Source organism: Pseudomonas sp. MDT1-17 (genome assembly GCF_054898105.1).
In genome coordinates this window covers 872,154-894,823 of sequence record NZ_JBUBVM010000001.1, presented here as the reverse complement: position 1 = coordinate 894,823, position 22,670 = coordinate 872,154, and the positions used below count along the sequence as shown (strand labels likewise).

General features: G+C 58.8%; 19 protein-coding genes and 1 pseudogene. 8 read left to right on the top strand and 12 right to left on the bottom strand.

Annotated elements, in window-relative coordinates; translation table 11 throughout:
* Positions 1-118: 118 nt before the first annotated feature.
* From ACYZTX_RS03940 to ACYZTX_RS03930, 3 genes are read left to right on the top strand one after another with little or no spacing between them, the layout of a single operon-like run.
* Positions 119-526, top strand: coding sequence for a TIR domain-containing protein (locus ACYZTX_RS03940; RefSeq protein WP_462033039.1), 408 nt, complete (start codon positions 119-121; stop codon positions 524-526).
* 3 nt (positions 527-529) lie between these two features.
* On the top strand, positions 530-1,489 hold the full coding sequence (locus ACYZTX_RS03935; protein WP_462033038.1) for a caspase family protein: 960 nt from the start codon (positions 530-532) through the stop codon (positions 1,487-1,489).
* On the top strand, positions 1,489-1,974 hold the full coding sequence (locus tag ACYZTX_RS03930; RefSeq protein ID WP_462033037.1) for a toll/interleukin-1 receptor domain-containing protein: 486 nt from the start codon (positions 1,489-1,491) through the stop codon (positions 1,972-1,974). The genes ACYZTX_RS03935 and ACYZTX_RS03930 overlap by 1 nt, the downstream gene beginning before the upstream one ends.
* A 228-nt stretch (positions 1,975-2,202) precedes the next feature.
* Here ACYZTX_RS03930 and ACYZTX_RS03925 read toward each other — a convergent pair whose 3' ends face one another.
* From ACYZTX_RS03925 to motA, 5 genes and pseudogenes are all read right to left on the bottom strand, one after another.
* On the bottom strand, positions 2,203-2,964 hold the full coding sequence (locus ACYZTX_RS03925) for a hypothetical protein (RefSeq protein ID WP_462033036.1): 762 nt from the start codon (positions 2,962-2,964) through the stop codon (positions 2,203-2,205).
* Entirely contained in the window at positions 2,958-4,106 is a 1,149-nt protein-coding gene (locus tag ACYZTX_RS03920; RefSeq protein ID WP_462033035.1) for a hypothetical protein, read from the bottom strand. The genes ACYZTX_RS03925 and ACYZTX_RS03920 overlap by 7 nt, the downstream gene beginning before the upstream one ends.
* Before the next feature lie 296 nt (positions 4,107-4,402).
* Positions 4,403-4,671 (bottom strand): annotated as a pseudogene (locus ACYZTX_RS03915) (hypothetical protein).
* Positions 4,672-5,079: 408 nt separating this feature from the next.
* Positions 5,080-6,108 carry a flagellar motor protein MotB gene (gene motB, locus ACYZTX_RS03910; RefSeq protein WP_462033034.1) on the bottom strand — a complete coding sequence of 343 codons (1,029 nt, stop codon included), beginning with the start codon at positions 6,106-6,108 and terminating at the stop codon, positions 5,080-5,082.
* A gap of 3 nt (positions 6,109-6,111) precedes the next feature.
* Positions 6,112-6,963, bottom strand: a complete 852-nt coding sequence (motA, locus tag ACYZTX_RS03905; RefSeq protein ID WP_462033033.1) for a flagellar motor stator protein MotA — start codon at positions 6,961-6,963, stop codon at positions 6,112-6,114.
* A 166-nt stretch (positions 6,964-7,129) separates the two neighbouring features.
* Between motA and ACYZTX_RS03900 the strand changes: the two genes are divergently transcribed.
* The 3 genes from ACYZTX_RS03900 to asd are packed head-to-tail and all read left to right on the top strand — an operon-like array spanning position 7,130 to position 10,405.
* A complete protein-coding gene (locus ACYZTX_RS03900; RefSeq protein ID WP_462033032.1) occupies positions 7,130-8,668 on the top strand; it encodes an HDOD domain-containing protein in 1,539 nt (512 codons plus the stop codon).
* Between the two features lie 42 nt (positions 8,669-8,710).
* Complete coding sequence (locus tag ACYZTX_RS03895) at positions 8,711-9,526, top strand: rhodanese-like domain-containing protein (RefSeq protein ID WP_462033031.1); 816 nt, start codon at positions 8,711-8,713, stop codon at positions 9,524-9,526.
* An 18-nt stretch (positions 9,527-9,544) separates the two neighbouring features.
* A complete protein-coding gene (gene asd, locus ACYZTX_RS03890; protein WP_462033030.1) occupies positions 9,545-10,405 on the top strand; it encodes an archaetidylserine decarboxylase in 861 nt (286 codons plus the stop codon).
* A gap of 55 nt (positions 10,406-10,460) precedes the next feature.
* Here the strand turns inward: asd and ACYZTX_RS03885 are convergent, their stop codons facing one another.
* Positions 10,461-10,862, bottom strand: a complete 402-nt coding sequence (locus tag ACYZTX_RS03885; protein ID WP_462033029.1) for a lectin OAA family protein — start codon at positions 10,860-10,862, stop codon at positions 10,461-10,463.
* 200 nt (positions 10,863-11,062) lie between these two features.
* Between ACYZTX_RS03885 and ACYZTX_RS03880 the strand changes: the two genes are divergently transcribed.
* Positions 11,063-12,841 (top strand): molecular chaperone, encoded by a 1,779-nt coding sequence (locus tag ACYZTX_RS03880; protein WP_462033028.1) that lies wholly within the window; start codon positions 11,063-11,065, stop codon positions 12,839-12,841.
* A 103-nt stretch (positions 12,842-12,944) separates the two neighbouring features.
* Here the strand turns inward: ACYZTX_RS03880 and serB are convergent, their stop codons facing one another.
* Positions 12,945-14,159 carry a phosphoserine phosphatase SerB gene (serB, locus tag ACYZTX_RS03875; RefSeq protein WP_008153333.1) on the bottom strand — a complete coding sequence of 405 codons (1,215 nt, stop codon included), beginning with the start codon at positions 14,157-14,159 and terminating at the stop codon, positions 12,945-12,947.
* Positions 14,160-14,294: 135 nt separating this feature from the next.
* Here serB and ACYZTX_RS03870 point away from each other — a divergent pair, with 135 nt between their 5' ends.
* On the top strand, positions 14,295-15,824 hold the full coding sequence (locus ACYZTX_RS03870; RefSeq protein WP_462033027.1) for an AhpA/YtjB family protein: 1,530 nt from the start codon (positions 14,295-14,297) through the stop codon (positions 15,822-15,824).
* Positions 15,825-16,056: 232 nt separating this feature from the next.
* On the opposite strand, the gene ACYZTX_RS03865 is transcribed toward ACYZTX_RS03870, so the two are convergent.
* From ACYZTX_RS03865 to parE, 5 genes are all read right to left on the bottom strand, one after another.
* Complete coding sequence (locus ACYZTX_RS03865) at positions 16,057-16,770, bottom strand: PqiC family protein (protein WP_462033026.1); 714 nt, start codon at positions 16,768-16,770, stop codon at positions 16,057-16,059.
* A gap of 176 nt (positions 16,771-16,946) precedes the next feature.
* Positions 16,947-19,214, bottom strand: a complete 2,268-nt coding sequence (gene parC / locus ACYZTX_RS03860; RefSeq protein WP_462033025.1) for a DNA topoisomerase IV subunit A — start codon at positions 19,212-19,214, stop codon at positions 16,947-16,949.
* Between the two features lie 7 nt (positions 19,215-19,221).
* Complete coding sequence (locus ACYZTX_RS03855) at positions 19,222-19,746, bottom strand: retropepsin-like aspartic protease family protein (RefSeq protein WP_462033024.1); 525 nt, start codon at positions 19,744-19,746, stop codon at positions 19,222-19,224.
* On the bottom strand, positions 19,743-20,732 hold the full coding sequence (locus ACYZTX_RS03850) for an esterase-like activity of phytase family protein (RefSeq protein WP_462033023.1): 990 nt from the start codon (positions 20,730-20,732) through the stop codon (positions 19,743-19,745). Before ACYZTX_RS03850 ends, ACYZTX_RS03855 begins: the two co-directional genes overlap by 4 nt.
* Positions 20,732-22,636: a DNA topoisomerase IV subunit B gene (parE, locus tag ACYZTX_RS03845; RefSeq protein WP_462033022.1), complete on the bottom strand. Its 1,905-nt coding sequence runs from the start codon at positions 22,634-22,636 to the stop codon at positions 20,732-20,734. The genes ACYZTX_RS03850 and parE overlap by 1 nt, the downstream gene beginning before the upstream one ends.
* Between the last annotated feature and the right edge of the window lie 34 nt (positions 22,637-22,670).

Here is a 22,670-nt window from a genome sequence, read left to right as displayed (position 1 = left end):
AAAGACTTGCGTGCGTCTTCTGTAAGGACGTTCTCTTTATTGGCGCCCACCTTGTGACACCCCGCCAAGTGCCTACATTCAAGCCCTCTGCGCACTCCTGCGTCTACGAGGGATATCGATGCAAACCTATCACCTGTTCATCAGCCACTCGTGGAATTACGCCCACACCCACGAAGACCTCGTGCCCCTGCTCAAAGCGCAGCCGGGTTTCGCCTTCAAGAACTTTTCGGTGCCACCGCATAATCCGATACTCGACGCGCCCACCGACAAGCAACTCGAATCTGCCATCGAAGACAAGATCCGCCCCTGCTCCGCAGTGTTAATCATGGCCGGCGTGTATTCGACGTACAGCAAGTGGATCAACAAGGAAATCGATATCGCCAAGCGCATGGGCAAGGTGATAATCGCCATCAAGCCGTTTGGCGCGGAGCGGATTTCCACGGTGGTACGCCGGGCGGCGCACGCGGAGTGTGCGTGGAACACCAACAGCATCATCAGTGCCATTCGCACTCACGCGGCGGGTTGAAACATGCGCAAGGGACTGTTCATCGGCATTAATAACTACAGCCATGTTTCGCAATTGAGTGGTTGCAACAACGACGCGATGGCCATGGCTTCGGTGCTGAAAACCGACGCAAATGGCGATCCGAATTTCAAGAACCTGGTCCTGACCTCCGCCGAGGATTATCTGAGCCGTGAAAAGCTCGAAGGGCATATCCAGGAATTGTTTTCAGGCGATTGCAGCGTTGCACTGTTGTACTTCGCCGGTCACGGCAACTTCGACGTTGATACGGACGAAGGCATGCTGATCCCCCAGGACTACAAATCCGCCAAGGATGGAATTCGCATCAGCGACATCCTGAACTGGGCGACCAACGCCGTAAAAATCAAAAACAAAGTGATTATTCTCGACTGCTGCCAGGCGGGCTCGGCGGGCGAAGTGCGGGCGCTACGCAGCGAAAGCAGCATGGTGTGCGAAGGCATGACCATCCTCACCGCGTGCAAAAAGGAAGAGCCTGCAATGGAAGGCGCCAACCACGGCGTCTTCACTGGGCTGTTGCTGCAAGCCCTGCACGGCGGCGCCGCAAACATATTGGGAAAGATTACCCCCGGCAGCCTCTATTCATTCGTCGACAACGCTCTCGACGCGTGGGAACAGCGCCCGGTGTTCAAGACCAATGTGTCGCAGTTCATTTCATTGCGAGAAGTCTCGCCGCTGATCCCCAAAGAGATTCTGCGCAAACTGCCCGACTGGTTCGAAGAGGCGGAATCAATGTTCGCCCTCGACCCCAGCTACGAACCTACCGAAGCGACATTCGACCCAGAGCACGGCGAAATCTTCTCCCAACTGCAAAAGTGCAACCGCCACAGCCTGATCGAACCGGTGGACGCCGAACACATGTACTACGCCGCCATCCATTCCAAAGGATGCCGTCTTACCGCCCTCGGCGCCTATTACCGCGAACTCGCGATCAAGGGACATTTTTGATGCCAGTGTTTATCAGCTACCGCCATAACGATCGGCCCCACGCCATCGCCATCAACACCCGTCTTATTCAGGCCAACATCAAGACCTACTTCGACGTGCTGGATCCTGAATCACAGACCACTGACGACATCACCGGGGTCATCACCCGCAATATCACCGCGTGCACGCATCTGATAGCAGTGGTTTCGGAAAAGACCGCGCTGTCGTGGTGGGTGCCATTCGAAATCGGTGAAGCGACCATCAGTAACCGACGGATCTGCTCATTCAAGACAGAGCCGGCGAAACTGCCACTGTACCTCGATAAATGGCCAAAGCTCAGCACCGACAAGGATCTGGAGTTTTTTATTGATGCCTATCGAGAAGAAGTGGCGAGCAAACGTTCAATGACGCTGGATTCGATCAACGAATCCCTTTACGGTACCTACAGACGCAATGCCGAGCAGTTCCACGACCAGCTCAAGAACCGCATCCGACGCGGTTTCTAACAGGCGCAAAAAAGCCGCGATGATCGCGGCTTTTTTTGGTCTGTTGTCTCGTCCTGAATAAGGTTTACACCTTCTGACTTCATATCAGGCAGGTGATGCTGTTGAACAGTAACTGCCCGGCCAGCACACCTTACGTCCCAAAACCTGTGTTACAGAGCCCTATTAATGGCCACATAACAGAATTTACGCACGCTACCAGCGCTAGTGATCAGTTGCAAAAAACACGAATTAATTGAGCCTGAAGGCTTCTTGAATGGTCTTGATCAAGCGGTCGCCATCCACCCCTTTGTAACCTTGAGGGTTTGACGCAAGCTCAGAGGGCACTTGGTTGAGAAATGACATCAAATCGAGAGCCATTCGTTCAGGAAGCTTAGTCATTCCTTCTGTAAGAGCGACAGAAAGTAAAATCACATCTCTGAAGTGTTTATTGATATCACGACTATCCACTCGTACGCCGTTCTCGATTTGCGCCTTCTTGTTAAGCCAGGCATGGGCTTTGAGCGGAACGAGCCTGTCGACCCCTATGTGACTGATTTCTTGGGTGTGGTCGACGCCGGCCAGGAGAAAGTTGTAATACTCATCATCAAGGATGATCGCAGAAAGGCTTGCAGCCTGGTCTTCTACGGGGATTCTGGTCATTCGGGTCGCCTCTTCGTGCTCCAGGCCATCTGGGACACGAGAAAAAAGCTCGATCTGAACTGGAAAAGATTTGTCCTCAGGATTCTGGAAACGATAGAAAACAGGGGAGCCCCCTTCACCGTCTCCATTTTGACGAATGTCATATCCGCCGTCCTTGATGAACTTCCAGAACTGCCCTACGAACTCACGATTGAGGGCCTCAACGACCAGCACGACATCCAGATCCTTGGTGGCTCGAAAAGGCTCATCCAGAAGTTCCATGGTAATGGATGCTGCCACTCCGCCAATCAGAACGTAGCTGCCCTGGTAGTCTTTGAAATACTCTCTAAACCGGTCGATGCCCACTACCATTTCACGTTCTCCATCATTTCATCCAAACACATTTGCACCCGGTCATCATGCTCATCCTTGAGACTCAGGTAGAGAGAAAATGGGTCTACAGTCCCAGTGGCTATGTTGCTATGCAGAGGGTCATAGCTCCAAAACTGGATGCAGCACGCTGCATGGTTTTGCGGCACCTCGTAATAAGGGGATGTGGTCTCAAATTTCGATTTGGCCGTCTTTGAGCCCCAAAAACCGAACTCTTCCCCATATGCCGTATCCATCTTCCAGCGGTGATCGGACTGAGCGAGCTCTCTAATGTGATCGAACCGCGCAGTTGTCATTGCGAAGCTAGGTACTTTGGGATTGGCGAGAAGGCTCATCTCTGCCAGAGCCGCCTCCCCCGCCAGCAGCATTGGGGTGTCAAACGCCTCAGGAATTGCATTTAACCAAAGCGTTTTTTTGACCGGCGTACGCATGTAGTCTTTCGCCATTTCCCAAGTCTCCTTGGGAGACAAGTGAAAAAAGATCACAGCTTCACCCATTTCCTTTCCAGGCCGAACGATGTCGAAGTCGTTCAGCTCTTTGATGGCTCTGGTGACGGTCATTTTCGCGTAGGTAAAGGACTTCTCGAACGTAGAGCGAGTGGTCAGTAGCCGGGGCTGCCACCCTTTAATCAAGAATTGAATAAGCATGGATTGGGTGGCGGGACTCAGAACCTGAGGTTTTTCCAGGCGCTGCCTATAGTATTCACGCAAATCCATTCCAAATGCAGGAAGGTAAAGCTGGTTTCCTGGCACGATGAACTGGACGCCCTTCTCGACCAGTCGCTTTCTGTCATAGCTCGGGAGCGTGTCTGTGACGAAGATCATGAGGTCGCCGGCTTCGGGCGACTTCTTCGCCAGCAGGTTGTTGATTGCCTGCATATGCTTGGCGATATCAGCAATGCTAGCTTCCCGCTGTGGACGTTCCTTCAGGATGAGGCACTTGGCGCCCAAGATTTCCGTGACGAAAAACTCGTATCGGTCACGCAGCGCATACGGAAGGATTTTGACGCTCTCCCACGGTTTTAAGCGCAGCTTCAGGCCAAGCACGCTCTCTACATAGACCTTGAGCTCGATCAGGTCACGCCTCTCATGAAGGTCGTGGTCGTAGCTGGTAAAGTCAACCATGGTCATTCTTCCGTATCACGATTTCATCACGATATCAGATGGTCTGATAGCGTGCAAAATTCCTGATATTCCATTGCGAATTTTGATATCGCTATGACGCGAGATAAGAGATTGGGATCGAGTGAGAGCGTCCACCACGCACGCGTTGGCGCATTGTTACCCGCTTGTTGAGGCTAAAAAGGTGTCCACTTAAATAGGTGGACACCATCGCCCTAAGCGTTGGAATCAAGCAGGCAGGTTGGCCAGGCTCGAGCTTAAGTGAACTGAATTGCGCGATGATCTTGGCTTTCTGATCTTCAGCGTGCAGTTTTTTCCAGCGTCCAACCCAGCACATCCAAGGCATCACAGCCGTCCTGGATCAACATGTGTGCAGCATTGGCGAATGCTCCAGGTCGTGTCCTTCGGCGTCTTTGACGCACAAGCAGGTGACGCTGTTAAGCAGATTACGCGCGGCTTTGAGTCGGTGGACGGCGGTTTCAAGAAGATCGGAAGCGCGGGCTTCGGTGTCGATGTATAGCGTCGGGCCGACGCTGAAGTTGCCTTGGAGCGGGTGGAATTTAGGCATGGCTTGAATCTCATCTGATAGGTGAAGCTCCCACCCTTTCGCGGCTAAACGAATTAGGTGGTAGCTGTGCGCGGGTTTAGCCGACCGGACAGATGACCCGGTACACCCGAAGGTGTCCCACGCACAGCCACCATAGACATGTAGTTGCCAGGCAGCAAAAAGCGCCGCGATTATACGGGCGCTTGTGCATCATCTGATACGACCGGCTAAAGTCGATCACCGATTCGTCGGCGACGGACAAACTATAGGCGAGCCTTAAGCGAAGAAAAACCCGGTTTATACGTCTCGGAGACTTCCTACACCTTTCTCGTACATGCCTCATACCTTGATTTTTACCGCCATCAGACGGATATAGATACATTCTTACAGGCACAAAAAAGCCGACATCGCTGTCGGCTTTTTTATGGGTCACTGCTTGGGTGGTTCCGCCGGTTTCGGCGCCGGGTGATCAAACAGATTCAACCGCTCACGAAGCTCATGCGCCGGCAACGGTTCTTTATCCGCCGGCAACGCGTTCGGGTCGGCCGGAGTGGCGGGCACTTCGCCCGGGCCACCCTGCCCTTGCGTCGGTTCTGGCGCCGGTTCCGCACCTTGCGAACCTTCGATGGCACGCTGGGCTTTCTTGGTCAGCACCACGATGTCGATACGGCGATTAACCGGATTGAACGGACTCTCACGATCGAACAACGCCGACGAAGCATAACCGACGACGCGCGCCACCTGCGCATCCGGATAACTGCCGGCGATCAGCGCACGACGTGCAGCGTTGGCCCGGTTGGCCGAGAGTTCCCAGTTACCAAAGTCACCGGTGCCCGTGTACGGCTTGGCATCGGTGTGGCCGCTGATGCTGATTTTGTTCGGCACTGCTTTAATGGTGTCAGCCATGGCCAGCAGGATGTCTTCGAAGTACGGTTTCAGACGGGCACTGCCGGAGTCGAACATCGGACGGTTTTCGGCGTCCACGATCTGGATGCGCAAACCGTCCGGCGTGATCTCGAACAGGATCTGGTCTTTGAATTTCTTGAGTTGCGGGTTCTCTTCGACTTTGTTCTGCAGTTCTTGCAGCAACAGCTCGAGACGTTCCTTCTCGACCTGCTCGGCCATGCCCTCAACCTGCTCGGTGTCGATGGTCACCTTGTCTGGCTGCGGCTGAGATTTCACCTCGGGGTTGAGGGTGTTCTCCGGCGCCAGGGTCGGTGAGCCGCCCAGGTCGATGATGTACGGCGTGCCGCTTTCCGAAAAGCCGACCGGGTCCTTGAAGTAACCGGCGATGGCGATTTTCTGTTCGGGTGTTGCGGTGGACAGCAGCCACAGCACCAGGAAGAACGCCATCATCGCCGTCGCGAAGTCCGCGAAGGCGATTTTCCAGGCGCCCCCGTGATGCCCGCCGGCGATGCGCTTGACGCGCTTGATGATTATCGGCTGGTTATTTTCCATGGCTTAGCGACCGCGAACCGCTTGTTCCAGCTCAGCAAAGCTAGGACGGTGCGCCGGGTACAGAACCTTGCGGCCGAACTCTACCGCCAGCGACGGCGGCATGCCGGAAGCGGAAGCGACCAGCGAGGCCTTGATGGCTTCGTAGACGTTAAGTTCTTCCTTGGCATCGTGGCCCAGGGAAGTGGCCAATGGGCCGAAGAAGCCGTAGGCGGCGAGAATACCGAAGAAGGTACCGACCAGGGCTGCACCCACGTGCAGGCCGATGGATTTCTGGTCGCCTTCGCCCAGGGAGGCCATGGTCACCACGATACCCAATACCGCCGCGACGATACCGAAACCAGGCATGGCGTCGGCAATCCCGTTTACCGCGTGGGATGGATGCTCGAGGTCTTCCTTGAGACTGTAGAGTTCCATGTCGAACAAGCCTTCAAGCTCATGGGGAGCCATGTTGCCGGAGGACATGATGCGCAGGTAATCGCAGATGAACGCGGTCATGCGCTCGTCTTTGAGCACGGCCGGGTACTTGGCGAAGATCGGGCTCGCGGAGGCATCTTCGATGTCGCCTTCGATGGCCATCATGCCTTCGCGACGGCTCTTGTTGAGGATCTCGTAGATCAGGCCCAGCACTTCCAGATAGAACGTGTGGTTGAAGCGCGAGCTGAACATGCCCAAGGACTTCTTGAGCACGTGCATGGTCATGTAACTGGGGTTGGCCTGCAGGAATGCACCGAGAGCCGCACCACCAATAATCAACACCTCGAAGGGCTGAATCAGGGCGGCAATTTTGCCGTGGGAGAGCACGTATCCGCCGAGCACGCTCGCGAATACGACGATGATGCCGATTATTTTAGCCATAGGTAGGGGAGCACTTACTGAGTCGGGTTCAAGGTCATATTCGGAAGTTAAAAAATCTCTTCTTCTACTTATCGGCAAAACTGCGCCAGACTATAGCCAGTTCAGGCGAAAAGCCAATTTGGCCCGCTCCGGGCATAGGTAATGCAGACGATGATCGCGTCCAACCATGGCTAACGAAACGAACGTTCCCACTCCAAAACCGACCACTCTCGAAGGCTGGGTCAAGCTTCTCGATGGCGTGCGCCTGCCGGTTCCGCAAGCCAGTCATGACCGTGTCTGCAAGGCCATCGCCAACAGCCGCAGCTCCCTGCGCGACATCGCCGAACTGATACAGGACAGCCCCGCGCTGGCCTTGAGCGTGATTCGCGAAGCCAACCGCCACACCCATGGCAGCATGACGGAACCTGCGGAAAACCTTGAGGTGGCGATCAATCGCCTCGGCTTGAAGCGCACCGAAGAGCTGCTCGCCCGCCTGCCCGCCGAACCTCAGTCCGACATCCCGGTTGCCCTGCGCCAGTTGCAACTGATCAGCCAGCACGCGACTCAACAGGCCAACGGTTTTTTCGCCAGTCGCCTGGCCCGGCTGTGGCAGGACATTCACTGGGGCAGCCTGCTGTTTCTTTCGCCGCTGTGGCCGATGGCGTTGACCCATCCGCAGTTGCTTGAAGAGTGGGAGCTGCGGGTCATCCATAAAGGTGAATCCGCGAGCAAAGTCGAAAAGCAATTGTTCGGCGTGCGCCTGCTGGATATCTGCCAGGCGCTGGTGGACATCTGGCGCCTGCCGATCTGGGTGCAGCAGGGTTATCGGCTGCTGCTCAACGAGCAGCGCGAGCTGGTGAAAGTGCTGCGCATCGCTCGCGACAGCGATCATCCATTACGCCAGCAGAACCGCCTCGATGACGATCCGACCCTGCGCCGCTGGCTCAATCAACCGGCCAATACGGTGCTGCTGGCCAACGGTCTGGCGCTGTCGGCACAACATGCCTGGGACAACCCTCACAGTGAACGCTGGCAGTACCTGACCAGCCTTTACCTGCAAATGCCGATGGATGCAGTTCAGCAGCAGTTGCACCAACAGGCCGCCAACAGCGCCCGCCATCATGCCATGCCAGACCTCTGGCACCCGGCCGTGTCACTGATCTGGCCGTGGGGCACGAACCGCGTCCACGCCGGTTTGCTGCCGGCCCCGGCGCCGACCGCCGAAGACCTGGCGAAGTGGCGCAGGCAGTGCGCCGAGTTGCTGGTGGAGCCGAGTCGCTTCACCAATGCCATGCACTTGACCACCTCCGCCCGGGACGCTTTGGTTGCTTGCGGCATGCGTCGGGTGATGATCCTGATGGCCGACCGCACTCACGCCAATTTGCGGGTGCACCAGACGACCGGGCTGCCAAAAGAAGCGGCTGGCCTGAATTTCGTCGTCAGCCAGAGCACCGTGCTGCAACGCCTGCTCTCGCAACAAGCCCAAGTGCGACTGACACCGGACAACAATTCGCAATTTTCGGCGCTGTTGCCGGCCAGCCTGCGCTCACAGTTCGGTGGCGAACACCTGCTGCTACGCTCACTGGTCAATAATGGCCGGGTCATCATGATTGTGGTGGCGGATCAGGGCGGCGGGCCGTTCTCGGAAATCACCGTGCAAGCCTTTGGCAAAACTGCGCAGTGCATCGAAAAGGCCCTGCATAGCTTTAGCACCCGTGGCCAATAAGGCTGCGCTACAATCCTCCCCTTTGTGCTCTGGAGACCTCACATGTCTGACTTCTCTGGCTTGGCGCTGGTCATCGAGCCGAGCGACTTGCTCGCCCGTCTCGACGCCCGCGAACTGATTCTGGTGGACCTGACCAGCAGCGCCCGCTATGCCGAAGGGCATATCCCCGGTGCGCGTTTTGTCGATCCGAAACGCACGCAACTCGGTCAGGCGCCTGCGCCGGGCCTTATGCCGCCGCACGCGGCACTCGAAGCGTTGTTCGGCGAACTGGGCCATAACAAGGACGCGGTCTACGTGGTCTATGACGACGAAGGCGGCGGTTGGGCCGGGCGCTTTATCTGGCTTCTGGATGTCATCGGCCACCGCAACTACCACTATGTCGATGGCGGCCTGCATGCCTGGCTGGCAGAAGGTTCGCCCATGTCGATCCAGATCCCGCCAGCGGTTGGCGGCCCGGTTGCGTTGACCCTGCACGACGAACCCACTGCCACCCGCGAGTACCTGCAAAGCCGTCTCGGTGCCGCCGACCTGGCGATCTGGGACGCACGCGGGCCGCTGGAGTTCTCCGGTGAGAAAGTCCTGGCGGCCAAGGCCGGGCACATTCCCGGCGCGGTCAATTTCGAATGGACCGCGGGCATGGATCAGGCGCGCCACCTGCGCATCCGCACCGACATGCCGCAGATCCTGGAAAAACTCGGGATCAGCAAAGACAAAGAAGTGATTACCCACTGCCAGACTCACCACCGTTCTGGCTTCACCTATCTGGTGGCCAAATCCCTCGGTTATCCGCGGGTCAAAGGCTACGCCGGTTCCTGGGGCGAATGGGGCAACCATCCCGATACGCCCGTAGAGATTTAAGGTTTTTAAGGACAGTTAATGAATAAGCGTTTGTTTATCCTCAGCCAATACCTGCTGCCCCATCACCTGCTGTCGCGACTGGCCGGCTGCATTGCCGAATGCCGTGTGCGCTGGTTCAAGAATGCCTTCACCGCCTGGTTCGCCAAGCGTTATCAGGTGGACATGTCGCAGGCGCTGGTCGAAGACCTGACCGCCTACGAGCACTTCAATGCGTTCTTCACTCGCGCCTTGAAGGACGGCGCCCGCCCGCTGGACGAGACGCCAGGCGCGATCCTCAGCCCGGCAGACGGCGCGGTCAGCCAACTCGGCCCGATCGAACACGGTCGCGTGTTCCAGGCCAAGGGCCACAGCTTCAGCGTGCTGGAATTGCTGGGCGGCGACGCAGCCAACGCAGCGCCGTTCATGGGCGGCGATTTCGCCACCATTTACCTGTCGCCGAAGGACTACCACCGCGTGCACATGCCGCTGGCCGGCACCCTGCGCGAGATGGTCTACATCCCGGGCCGGATTTTCTCGGTCAACCAGACCACCGCCGAAAACGTTCCGGAACTGTTCGCCCGCAACGAGCGTGTGGCGTGCATTTTCGACACCGAGCGCGGGCCAATGGCCGTGGTGCTGGTGGGTGCAATGATCGTGGCGTCGATCGAAACCGTTTGGTCCGGGCTGGTCACGCCGCCAAAACGCGAGCTGAAAACATTCCGCTACGACGAAGCTGCCCGTGCGCCAATCCATTTGGAGAAAGGTGCAGAACTGGGTCGGTTCAAACTGGGTTCGACCGCTGTCGTGCTGTTCGGGCCTGATCAAGTGAAGTGGGCTGAGGAACTGGCGGCCGGTTCGCCGGTGCAGATGGGCCAGGGCATGGGCCTGCCAAAAGCCTGATCCCTGATCCGAACCCCGCGAACGTCTTCGCGGGGCCGGACATTCGGTGGTGCCGTTACTCTATCTGTCCGCGGAAGCCTATCGGCCCTTCGTTGGCGTAGGTATTGGTGCCACTGAGGTTTTTCCCTCCATCACTGGAGGTCACGCTCAACGCCACAACGTTCTGATTATCACGGCCTCCGATGACCCATTTACCACCCGGATGCCACGGGGCATCGTTGCCGCCCCACTGATTTTCAACGTTGTACTGGTTCTGGCCCGTGCGCTGAGCCTTGAAGCCAATGGGACCTTCACCCGCATACGTCATGGTGCCGGTGAAGCTCTTCCCGCCATCGCCCGATTTGATCTCGATCGCGACAACGTTCTGGTTGTCCCGTGTGCCTAACGTCCAGTCTCCGCCCGGATGCCAGGGTGCCGAACTACCGCCCCATTGATTTGCTACTACATATCTAGACATAAACTTCATCTCCTTGAAGTTACAAAGAGACCTGCCCGGCGTAGGCAGCAGGCCGTACGACTGTGCGTATCCAGTCGCACGACTGTCAGATTAGTAGTACAACCGAATGGCACTCGACTGACAGACAAACGGTAGAAACCCATAGCTGCTACAGTCAGGTCATTCACTGCCCCTTTCCCCGGTTGGAGTTTTTCCACGGCATGAATGAGACCAGCCCCCACCTGCTGCTGCGCGCGCCCATCCCGATGCAGGCGCGCCTGTCGATCTGTGAAGCCACACCGCGCGACCTCAAGCGCTGGATCGCCAATCTGCCCAAAGCCAATATCGGCGAGACTGCTCGCCAGCTGTATCAAGGCTTAAGCGAACTCAACCAGCTACTCACGCCCAGCGACAATCGCCTGCAATTGCTCGAACTGCTGCGCCCCGAGGTGTATTACGTCTGCAAACACCTAGAGCGGCATTTCCTGCATCAGTCGATCGTCCTCGACGAGCGTTCCCGCAAGATCGCCAATCTCTGCCAGGCGCTGCAAAGTCACTTGGCCATTGGTTATAAACAGATCGTCGTGCGCATCACACCGAAATTCAGCAAGGACCGTGCGCCGCTGCTGACCCAGGCGCTGCAACGGGCGATCCACTGCCTGAACGGGCCACTGATTCGCTCGACTAAACTCTATTGCCCGGTGCCGGAAGGCCTGTGGCTGGAGCTGCATCAGCTCTACCGGATCGCCTGCACACACCGGCTCCAGCATCTCAGCCTGCGCGATGAGCTGGCCAGCCAGACGCAAAACCTGAGTATCGAACAAACATACGTGGTCGCCTTGCTGTTGGGCGCCTCGCGCTGCAACCAACTGCGCCAGAACCAGATTGCCCGGGTGGCCGAGGTGCTGGAGCCCTGGAGCCAATGGATCAAGCTGCAACCCGGCACACCGTCCACCGGACTGTTTGCCATCGCGCCCAACCTCGACACCGGTCCGCGTTACCGCGCCAAGTTCCGGGCCGAGCAGCAAGAGAGTTTGCTGGGCATCGATCCGCAGCCTCTGGTCGCGGCCATCGAAGGGCACTTGCAGAAAACCGACAGTTCATCGCCGCTACCCGTACCGTCGGAGCTGAGCCTCGACACGCTGCAACACCTCAGCGCTGCGTGGGGCCAGACTGCCGAGCGCAGCTTCCAGCGTACCGTCGGCCAAGGCACGTTGACTTTGTGCGTGGGCATGAGCGCGCTGCACTTTTATCTGGGTGGGCAACGCTCATTCAGCGACCTCCTGAAAAACCACGGCGCCCGGCCTGCACAATTTTCGGCGACGCCTGTCACAGGCAGGGAAAAGGACCAATGGCACCAAGCCTTCGACGCCGCCCCCCAAGGCACTGCGGACGCTCTGCTGCCCTACGAAGAGATCGAATACCCGCAACTGCTGAACGACGACAGCCACGAGGCATCCGACCGCAATCAGCATTTCCCGACTTATGTCCTGTCAGTGATCAATCACAGCCCCGGTGGTTACTGCCTGGCTTGGCCCGGCGCAGTGCCTGCCGAGTTACAGGCCGGTGAGATGGTCGGCATCGAGGACGCTGCCGCTCAGGGTTGGAGCATCGCGGTGGTACGCTGGATCCGCCAGGTGCGCGGCGGTGGTACGCAGATGGGCATCGAGCAGGTTGCGCCCTTCGCCGAGCCCTGCGGCCTGCAACTGGTGCGCAGCCGTGATGACCACAGCCAATACCTGCGCGGTCTGCTGCTGCCACAAATCAGCGCCATCGACCTGCCGGCCACTTTGCTCGCACCGCGTCTGCCCTTTCAGGAGGGCAACAAGATCATGATCAATACCAACGGCGAGGAACGCAGGGCCGGGCTGGATCGGCGGCTGGCGAGCACCAACAGCTTCAATCAGTTCGCTTACTGTCCACTGGAGACAGCCAAAAACGACAACGCCGCGGTGAGCGGCGCTGAGGAGAATTTTGATTCGTTGTGGAAGTCGCTTTAACCGGGGGCCACAAAAGCAAAAGATCGCAGCCTGCGGCAGCTCCTACAAAGGAATATGCGTTTCCCTGTAGGAGCTGCCGCAGGCTGCGATCTTTTGATCTTTCTTAGAGCTGCCCGTCGCGATCCCGAAAGCCCAGCAGATACAGCACGCCATCCAGCCCAAGAGTGGAAATCGCCTGCTTCGCCGACTGCTTCACCAGCGGCTTGGCACGGAACGCCACGCCCAACCCGGCAATCGCCAGCATCGGCAAATCGTTGGCGCCGTCGCCAACGGCGATGGTCTGCTCCAGACGCAAACCTTCCTTGTGCGCCAGTTCCTTCAGCAGATCCGCCTTGCGCTGCGCATCAACAATCGGCTCAACCGCCACGCCGGTGACCTTGCCGTCGACCACTTCCAGTTCGTTGGCGAACACATAGTCGATACCCAGCTTGGCCTGCAGTTGCTTGGCGAAGTAGGTGAAACCGCCCGACAGAATCGCCGTCTTGTAGCCCAGGCGCTTGAGTTCTGCGAACAGGGTTTCGGCACCTTCGGTCAGGCGCAGGGAGGCGCCGATCGAATCCAGCACGCTGACGTCCAGCCCTTTGAGCAAGGCCAGGCGCTCCTTGAAGCTGGCGCGGAAGTCCAATTCGCCGGCCATCGCCCGTTCGGTGATCGCAGACACCTGATCGCCCACACCGGCAGCCTTGGCCAGTTCGTCGATGACTTCGGCTTCAATCAGCGTCGAGTCCATGTCGAACACGGCCAGACGACGGTTGCGGCGGAACAGCGAATCTTCCTGGAAGGCGATGTCGACGTTCAGTTCTTGAGCGACGCTTAGGAATTCGGCCCGCAACGCTTGCGGATCAGCCGCTTCACCACGCACGGAAAACTCGATGCAGCCCTTGCCCTGATCGGCCGGGGTGTCCAGCGGCATGCGCCCGGACAGACGATCGATGTGGTCGATGTTCAGGCCATATTTGGCGGTGATCGAACTCACGGCCTGCAATTGCCCGGCGGTCACTTTGCGGGTCAACAGGGTCACGATGTGGCGTTTTTTGCCCTGATTGCCGACCCACTGCTGGTAATCCTCTTCGGACACCGGCGTGAAACGCACCTGCTGATCGAGCTTGTAAGCCGTGAACAGGATGTCCTTGAGCACCGACTTGCCTTGCTCGGTGTCAGGAATTTCAACCAGGATGCCGAACGACAAGGTGTCGTGGATCACCGCCTGACCAATGTCGAGAATGTTCACACCACCCTGGGCCAGAACGCCTGTAATGGCCGCAGTCAGACCCGGACGGTCGACTCCCGTGATGTTTATCAGGACGATTTCGCGCAAGGCGCACCCCCGCAAGTGGAAAAAAACCGCATTCTACCCACTTTCAGTGACCATCGGGCACCGTGAGCGCTTTGACGGTCTAGGGCCTGTCGCTATACTGCGCGTCAACTTCACGGACAAAAGAGCCGAGCTCAAGTGAACCGGCCCACGCCAGTAAAAACCGATAACTTCTTTCTGCTGATCTTCCGTGCACTGCGCCACCGCCGTGTACCGATTGCATTACGCATCGCCAGCCATAACGTAATCCTGGTCGCTCTGGCCCTGGTGATCTATGCCTGTGTGATGGGTTTGCAGTTCAAGCAGGCCATGCACGAGCAGGCGGATGCCCTGGGCGAGAGCCTGACCACGCAGACCGCCACGTCCGCCACGGAGCTGTTGGTGTCCAACGACATCCTCAGCCTCAACGTGCTGCTCAACAACCTGACCAAAAACAAGTTGGTGGCCCACGCTGCCATTTACAGCGTGGATAACCGCATCCTCGCCGAAGCCGGTCAGCGGCCCAAGCACAGCCTGTTGGGCGAAGCCGAAGGCATGTACCAGAGCAAGATCACGTTTCAGGACGTGACCGCCGGGCAACTGCGCATCAGCCTGGACATGGATCAGTTCCAGCAGCCGATGACCATCAGCCTGCAAAGCATGGGCATTTTGAGCGCGATACTGCTGGCGTTGTCCCTGGCACTGAGCCTGCGTCTGGGTCGGCACATCTCCACTCCGCTGCTGCAATTGCGGGTGTGGCTGCGCAATATCGACGAATACACCCCGGCCACCGAGCGTCAGGATGAGATCGGTGACCTGGCTCGCCAGCTGCACGCCAACTTCGCACCTGAGCCGGCCGAGCCGGAACCGGAGCCTGAACCCGAGTTCGACGACAGCGATTACGAAGACACCGACGAGCCATCCTTCGAGGTGCGCAATCTGCGTGACCCGAGTTTCGATGAAACCAAGCCTGTGGCTGGACTCAAACCTGCGCCGCGGCGCAGTGTCAGCACTGTTGAAGACGATGATGACGACGACGATGCATTTGCCGATTTGCGTGATGAATCGGCCGACGTTGCGCCTAAACCGGTAGCAAAACCGGTGATCTCGAACGTGCCACAGCACAGCGCCGTCCTGGCCGTGCAACTGGGCGCTCAAGATCAGCTGCGTCGGCTGCCCCGCACACGCCTGGAAGAACTGCTCAAACGCTACCGCGATTGCCTCGACCAGGCCGCATCGCTCTATGAGGGTGAACTGCATAGCCTGAACGATGGCAGCACGCTGATGGTGTTCCACACCGAAGACAGCGGCGACGACTACCTGACCAACGCCATCTGCTGCGGTGAGTTGTTGCGAGCTCTGGGCCATCAACTGCAGATCGAAGTTGCCGACAGCGGCATTACCCTGCAATTGCAACTGGGCCTGACCCTCGGTGACGAGCTGTTCGGCCTGACCCAGATTGATCTGCTGCTGACCGAAACCGCTCAGGATGCGCTGGCCTTGTCGCAACACAGCCGCAACCTGCTGCTGGTGGAGCGCAAGATCGGTGACGACGCACTGATCCGCCAGCGTGCGCGGATCCGCCCGATCGCAAGCCCGGAAGGCGCTTGCTGCGTAGAGCGACTGATGGAGCCTTATCCATCGATGCTCGAGCGGCAACTGGCGCGGATGCATGAACGCAGGGCGTAAATAGCCCAGTTAATAAGAAGCCCGCACACGAGTGATCGTCTGCGGGCTTTTTGTTGCCTGTCCTGACGCCTTCGCGAGCAGGCTCGCTCCCACAGGAGATCTCGGCTACCCACAAATCTCCTGTGGGAGCGAGCCTGCTCGCGAAGAGGCCACGTCAGGCACTGAAGATCTCCAACCCGCAGAAACAACAAAGCCCGCATCAATGCGGGCCTTGTGTCGAATCAATCCAGGTTTAGAACCTGAACACTTCCATATCGGTGCGGATCGGCGACGCCATCGGGATCTTCGGCTGCTTTTCCTGTTCAGCCGCCGGAGCCACAGGCTTGGCAGCCGGTTTTTTTGGCGCTTCGGCAATCGGTGGCTGATTAGCCAGCGGTTTGAGCGCTACCGACAACTGCTCGGCCAGACGCTGCAGCAATACACCCTGAGCCTGAACCTGAGCCGCCGTGCCACCGGCATGCTGTTCCTGCAGGTGAATGATGCGGTTATCGCGAACCTGGCCCCGACGGTCGATCAGACGCCATTGCGCATCAAGGATCGCCGGTTGCGATTCGCCCGAGTCCAGGCGAGTAATCGTCAGCAGCACCTGGACATCCGGCGTGAAGCCGATGGTCGCAGGCGCCAGCACAACGCGCTGGCTGTCCAGATGACCCGCTACCTGACGCAGCAATAGCTGATCGATGTCGGAAGACAAGCTACCCGCCCAACGACCGTCAAGCGATCCCTGCAGGCTGCCATCGGGCTGTCGCTGCAACAAGGTTTCGCGTTGCAGGTAATCCGCAAGCGTTACCGGGCCCAGCAAAACCGCCATGCCCGCGCTTTGCGCAGGCTGAGCCGGACTTCCACTGTCCAGTTGATACAGCGACACCGGTTGGTGAACGCTGCAACCCGCCAGGCCAAGAACGCCAGCGAGCATCAAAATAAAAGGAAGGCGCAGAGCAGTCATCGTTCCGTCCAGGTGGTTGCCACAAGGCTAACCACAGTGAAAATACTCAATAAATATGAAGAACGCTCGGCCACGCCGGCGCTTGAAAGGCCATATCATCCGTGAATATGCGTTCCGACTCCAGCGCCAATGCGTCGATCTACGCGTTAAATCGTAGATCGAGGCCTCTAGGACGCTTAATTGAGGTTTTCGACGAGCAGCGCATCTACCCTCTGAAAGCCACGTGGCAGTTTGTTACCACGACGTCCACGCTCACCTTTATAGTGTTCGAGGTCGTCTGCTTTCAGTGACAAGGTACGTTTTCCGGCCTGCAGCACCAACGTGGCGCCATCCGGCAGTACCGCGATGTCCGTGACATATTCTTCGCGACTGGCCACACGCTCACCGTTAATCCCGATGATCTTGTTGCCTTTGCCCTTACCTAATTGTGGCAGATCGCTGATCTTAAAGATCAGCAGGCGACCTTCGGTGGTCACCGAGGCCAGCCAATTGTTCTCGCGATCCGTCACCGGGCGCGGAAGAATGACCTTCGAGTTGTTCGGCAAGCTCAACAACGCCTTACCGGCCTTGTTCTTGGCCTGCAGGTCTTCACCCTTGACCACGAACCCGTAACCGGCGTCGGACGCGATCACATACAGCGAATCGTCTTCCGGCATCAGCACGCATTCGAAACTCGCCCCTGGCGGCGGCGTCAGACGACCGGTCAGTGGTTCACCCTGGCCGCGGGCCGATGGCAGCGTGTGTGCGGCCACCGAATAGCTGCGGCCGGTGGAGTCGATAAACACGGCGAACTGGTTGGAGCGACCGGGCGCCAAAGCCTTGAAACCATCCCCGGCCTTGTAGGAAAGCCCGGTGGCGTCGATTTCATGCCCCTTGGCAGAACGAACCCAGCCTTTTTCCGACAGGACGACGGTCACTTTCTCGTTCGGCAGCAGGTCGTGCTCGGTCAGGGCCTTGGCTTCGGTGCGCTCGACGATTGGCGAACGACGGTCATCGCCGTAGGTTTCGGCGTCCTTGATCAGTTCGGTGCGTACCAGTTTTTTCAGCTTGGCTTCGCTACCCAGCAGGGCTTGCAGCTTGGCCTGTTCCTTGAGCAGTTCATCCTGCTCGGCACGCAGCTTCATTTCTTCCAGTCGTGCCAACTGACGCAAACGGGTGTCGAGGATGTAGTCGGCCTGAATTTCGCTGAGAGCGAAACGTGCGATCAGGGCGGCTTTCGGGTGCTCCTCGGTGCGGATGATGTGAATCACTTCATCCAGGTTGAGGTAGGCGATCAACAAACCGTCCAACAGGTGCAGGCGACGCTCGACCTTGTCCAGACGGAATTGCAGGCGTCGACGCACGGTGTTGACGCGGAACTCCAGCCATTCCACCAGCAACGCCCGCAGGTTTTTCAGCTGCGGCTTGCCGTCCAGACCGATGATGTTGATGTTGACCCGGTAGCTCGACTCCAGCTCGGTGCTGGCGAACAGGTGCTGCATCAGCGCTTCGTGGTCAAAGTTTTTCCGCGCGCCCGGAATGATCACGATCCGGCACGGGTTTTCGTGGTCGGACTCGTCTCGCAGGTCAGCGATCTGCGGAGCCTTGGACGGCTTGGCCTGCATCATGGCCGCGATCTGCTCCAGCACCTTGGCGCCCGACACCTGATGCGGCAGCGCGGTAACGATGATGTCGCCGTCTTCAATGTGGTAAACGGCGCGCATGCGCACCGACCCCTTGCCGGTCTCGTACATTTTCAGCAGATCGGCGCGGGGCGTGATGATTTCTGCTTCGGTCGGGTAATCCGGGCCCTGGATGTGCTCGCAGAGCTGTTCGACCGTGGCTTTGGGCTCATCAAGCAAACGCACGCACGCTGTCGCGACTTCGCGCAGGTTGTGCGGCGGTACGTCGGTGGCCATGCCCACGGCGATGCCGGTGGTGCCGTTGAGCAGGATGTTCGGCAACCGCGCCGGCAACACCAGCGGCTCATCGAGGGTGCCGTCGAAGTTCGGGCCCCAGTCCGCAGTACCCTGGCCCAGTTCGCTGAGCAGCACTTCGGAATAACGCGACAGCCGCGCCTCGGTGTAACGCATGGCGGCGAAGGACTTGGGATCATCCGGCGCCCCCCAGTTACCCTGGCCGTCGACCAGCGTGTAGCGGTAACTGAACGGCTGGGCCATCAGGACCATGGCTTCGTAGCAGGCCGAATCGCCGTGCGGGTGGAATTTGCCGAGCACGTCACCGACGGTACGCGCCGACTTCTTGTGCTTGGAATCGGCGTCCAGCCCCAACTCGCTCATCGCATAGATAATGCGCCGCTGTACCGGTTTCAAGCCGTCGCCGATATGCGGCAAGGCACGGTCCATGATCACGTACATGGAGTAGTTGAGGTAGGCATTTTCGGTGAAGTCAGCCAGTGACCGGCGTTCTACACCGTCCAGGCTGAGATCAAGGGAGTCGCTCATGCGGGCCTCATTGGTTCGTTGTCTGGCGCAGCAGCATGGTGCCACCGCGCTGGGTAAATTCAAGTTTGTTCAGCGCGCTCATTCCGAGCAGCACTTGTTTGCCATCCAGGCCTGGCACGACGAGGGCGCGCACATCACGCAGCACAATGTCGCCCAGTTGCAGCCGGTCAATGCGGGTCCGATAGCCCTGGGTCAGCCCATTGGCCGTGCTCAGGGTCACCCCGAAGCCTTTTTCCAGTTTCAGCCGTTCGGCCATTTCCGCCGGGACTGACACGTCGGTCGCTCCGGTATCGAGCATGAAATCCACCGGCTGGCCGTTGATCTGGCCGCTGGCGACGAAGTGCCCCTGATTGTTGCTTGCCAGTTTCACTTCGATAAAACCTTCACCCTGCTCCGTGCTGACCACGACATTAGGGTTCTGCTGATGCGCTTCCCACTGGCCGAAAAACCGTGTGGCCAGAAACAGGGCCGCGCACCAGGCCAGCACCATCAACACTCGACCGGCGCGTTTGCCCGGTGGCTGCTGACTCATGGCTTGGCACTCCAGCCACCTTCTGGCGCGGCAAAGCGCCAGACGATCGGGCGTTTCTCGCCATCGGCGCGGGCATCGTTGTTGTTGTCGGTACCGATCCACGCTCCCTCGGCGTCGATAACCAACGCTTCGGTCAGGCCGTAGGGATCTGAATAACGGCGATGCGCCTGCAAGGCTTCATCGGCAAACGACCAGCAGCGCTCGACCTTGGCCGTCACCGAATCACGGCGGCAGATCTGGTAAGCGTTGCGTTCAAGGGTGAACAGCTTGCCGTCGAACAGCGATAGATCGGCAAAGTCCCGAGAGACCGCTTTGGCTCGGGAAAACCGCGCCGGCTGCATTTCTTTCCCCGCTTCGCTCACCAACACGCAACCCCCATCGCAATCCCAGACCGTCTGTTTGCGCTTGATCAGCAGCAACCCACGACTCTGACGCTCGGCGGCGAGCCATAACTGATCACCCGCCGGATTGATCGCCAGGCCCTCCAACAGCGCATTGAAATGCAACAGCATGCCACTGGCCCGTGCTTCGCGGACCAGCATTGGAGAGATTTTTAGCCAGGACGTCGGCCCAACGGGCGGCACCTGCAGAACCGCCGCATGGGATTCGCTGACGATGTAGCGATTACCTGCGCTGTCGCAGGCGATGCCTTCAAAATCCAGATCCCCGCCCCGGACAAACGACGCCACCCAGGTCCGAGAACGCAGCCCCCAGGGCAAACCGCTGTCTGGCACCGCAGGTACGCCGATGCCCACGGTTTCCGCCTGCCAGACGGTATCACGGGTATCGAGGCGGTAAATCTGATCATCATCGCGATCGGACACCGTCCACATATCCTTGCCACACTGGGCCAGCCCCGACAGGTTGCCGCCGCGCATACCGTCAACGGGATGCTCGGACAACAGGCGCAGTTCCGGTAGCGGTTCGGCAAACGCCGTCACCGAGGTCAGCAGTAACGCACACGCCAGGGCAAAGCCAACCCGCATCAGCCAAGAACCTCGGCCAGGTTGCCTTTGGATTCCAGCCAGGATTTACGGTCACCGGCGCGTTTCTTCGCCAGCAGCATGTCCATCATTTCTGCTGTAGCGTCGTAATCTTCAAGCGTCAGCTGCACCAGGCGCCGAGTGTTCGGGTCCATGGTGGTTTCGCGCAGCTGCGGCGGGTTCATTTCACCCAGACCTTTGAATCGTGTGACCTGCGGCTTGCCGCGTTTCTTCTCGGCCACCAGACGATCGAGAATGCCATCGCGTTCGGCTTCGTCCAGGGCGTAGTAAATCTCTTTGCCCAGGTCGATGCGGTACAGCGGCGGCATGGCGACGTAGACGTGACCGGCATCCACCAATGGGCGGAAATGCTGGACGAACAACGCGCACAGCAAGGTGGCGATGTGCAGACCGTCGGAGTCGGCGTCGGCGAGGATGCAGATCTTGCCGTAACGCAGCTGGGCGATGTCCGCCGAGCCTGGATCGACACCGATGGCCACGGCGATGTTGTGCACTTCCTGGCTGGCCAGCACTTCACTGCCGTCGACTTCCCAGGTGTTCAGAATCTTGCCGCGCAACGGCAGGATCGCTTGAAACTCTTTGTCCCGCGCCTGCTTGGCCGAACCGCCAGCGGAGTCACCTTCCACCAGGAACAGCTCGGAACGCATCGGGTCCTGCCCGGCGCAGTCAGCGAGTTTGCCCGGCAATGCCGGACCCGCAGTGATGCGCTTGCGCTCAACCTTCTTGCTGGCCTTCAGACGACGGCCGGCATTGTTGATCGCCAGTTCCGCCAGCAGCATGCCGGTTTCCGGGTTGGCGTTAAGCCACAGGCTGAAAGCATCTTTGACCACACCGGAAACGAACGCGGCCGCTTCACGGGACGACAGGCGCTCTTTGGTCTGGCCGGAGAATTGCGGCTCCTGCATCTTCATCGACAGCACGAAAGCGATGCGTTCCCAGACGTCTTCCGGCGCCAGTTTCACGCCACGAGGCAGCAGGCTGCGGAATTCGCAGAATTCGCGCATCGCGTCGAGCAAGCCCTGACGCAGACCGTTGACGTGGGTACCGCCCTGCGCCGTCGGGATCAGGTTGACGTAGCTTTCCTGAACGCTGTCGCCGCCTTCCGGCAACCACAGCAGGGCCCAATCGACCGCTTCTTTGTTACCGGCCAGGCTGCCGCAGAACGGTTCGTCCGGCAGACGCTCGAATCCGTTGACCGCGTCCACCAGATAGGAGCGCAGGCCGTCTTCGTAATGCCATTCGACTTTCTCGCCGGTGGCCTTGTCTTCAAAACTGACCAGCAGCCCCGGGCACAGAACGGCCTTGGCCTTGAGCACGTGCTTGAGGCGGCTGATGGAGAATTTCGGCGAATCAAAGTACTTCGGGTCCGGTGCGAAGAACACGCTGGTACCGGTGTTGCGCTTGCCGACGGTGCCGATCACTTCCAGTTCGGTTTGCTTGTAACCATTGGCGAAGGTCATCTGGTATTCGTTGCCGTCACGCTTGACGCGCACCCGGACTTCGTTCGACAAGGCGTTGACCACGGAAATACCTACCCCGTGCAGACCGCCGGAGAACTGGTAATTCTTGTTGGAAAACTTGCCGCCCGCGTGGAGCTTGGTGAGGATCAGCTCGACGCCCGAAACGCCTTCTTCGGCGTGGATATCCACCGGCATGCCACGGCCGTCATCGCTGACTTCCAGGGAGTGATCGGCGTGCAGGATGACCTGCACCGACGTCGCATGCCCGGCCAAGGCTTCGTCGACGCTGTTGTCGATGACTTCCTGGGCGAGGTGGTTCGGCCGACTGGTGTCGGTGTACATGCCGGGGCGTTTGCGCACCGGGTCGAGGCCCGAGAGGACTTCGATGGCGTCTGCGTTATAAGAGCTAGCGCTGGGAGTGGCCATGGGGTCTCGTCGTCCGCCTGTAAAAAGAGTGTTC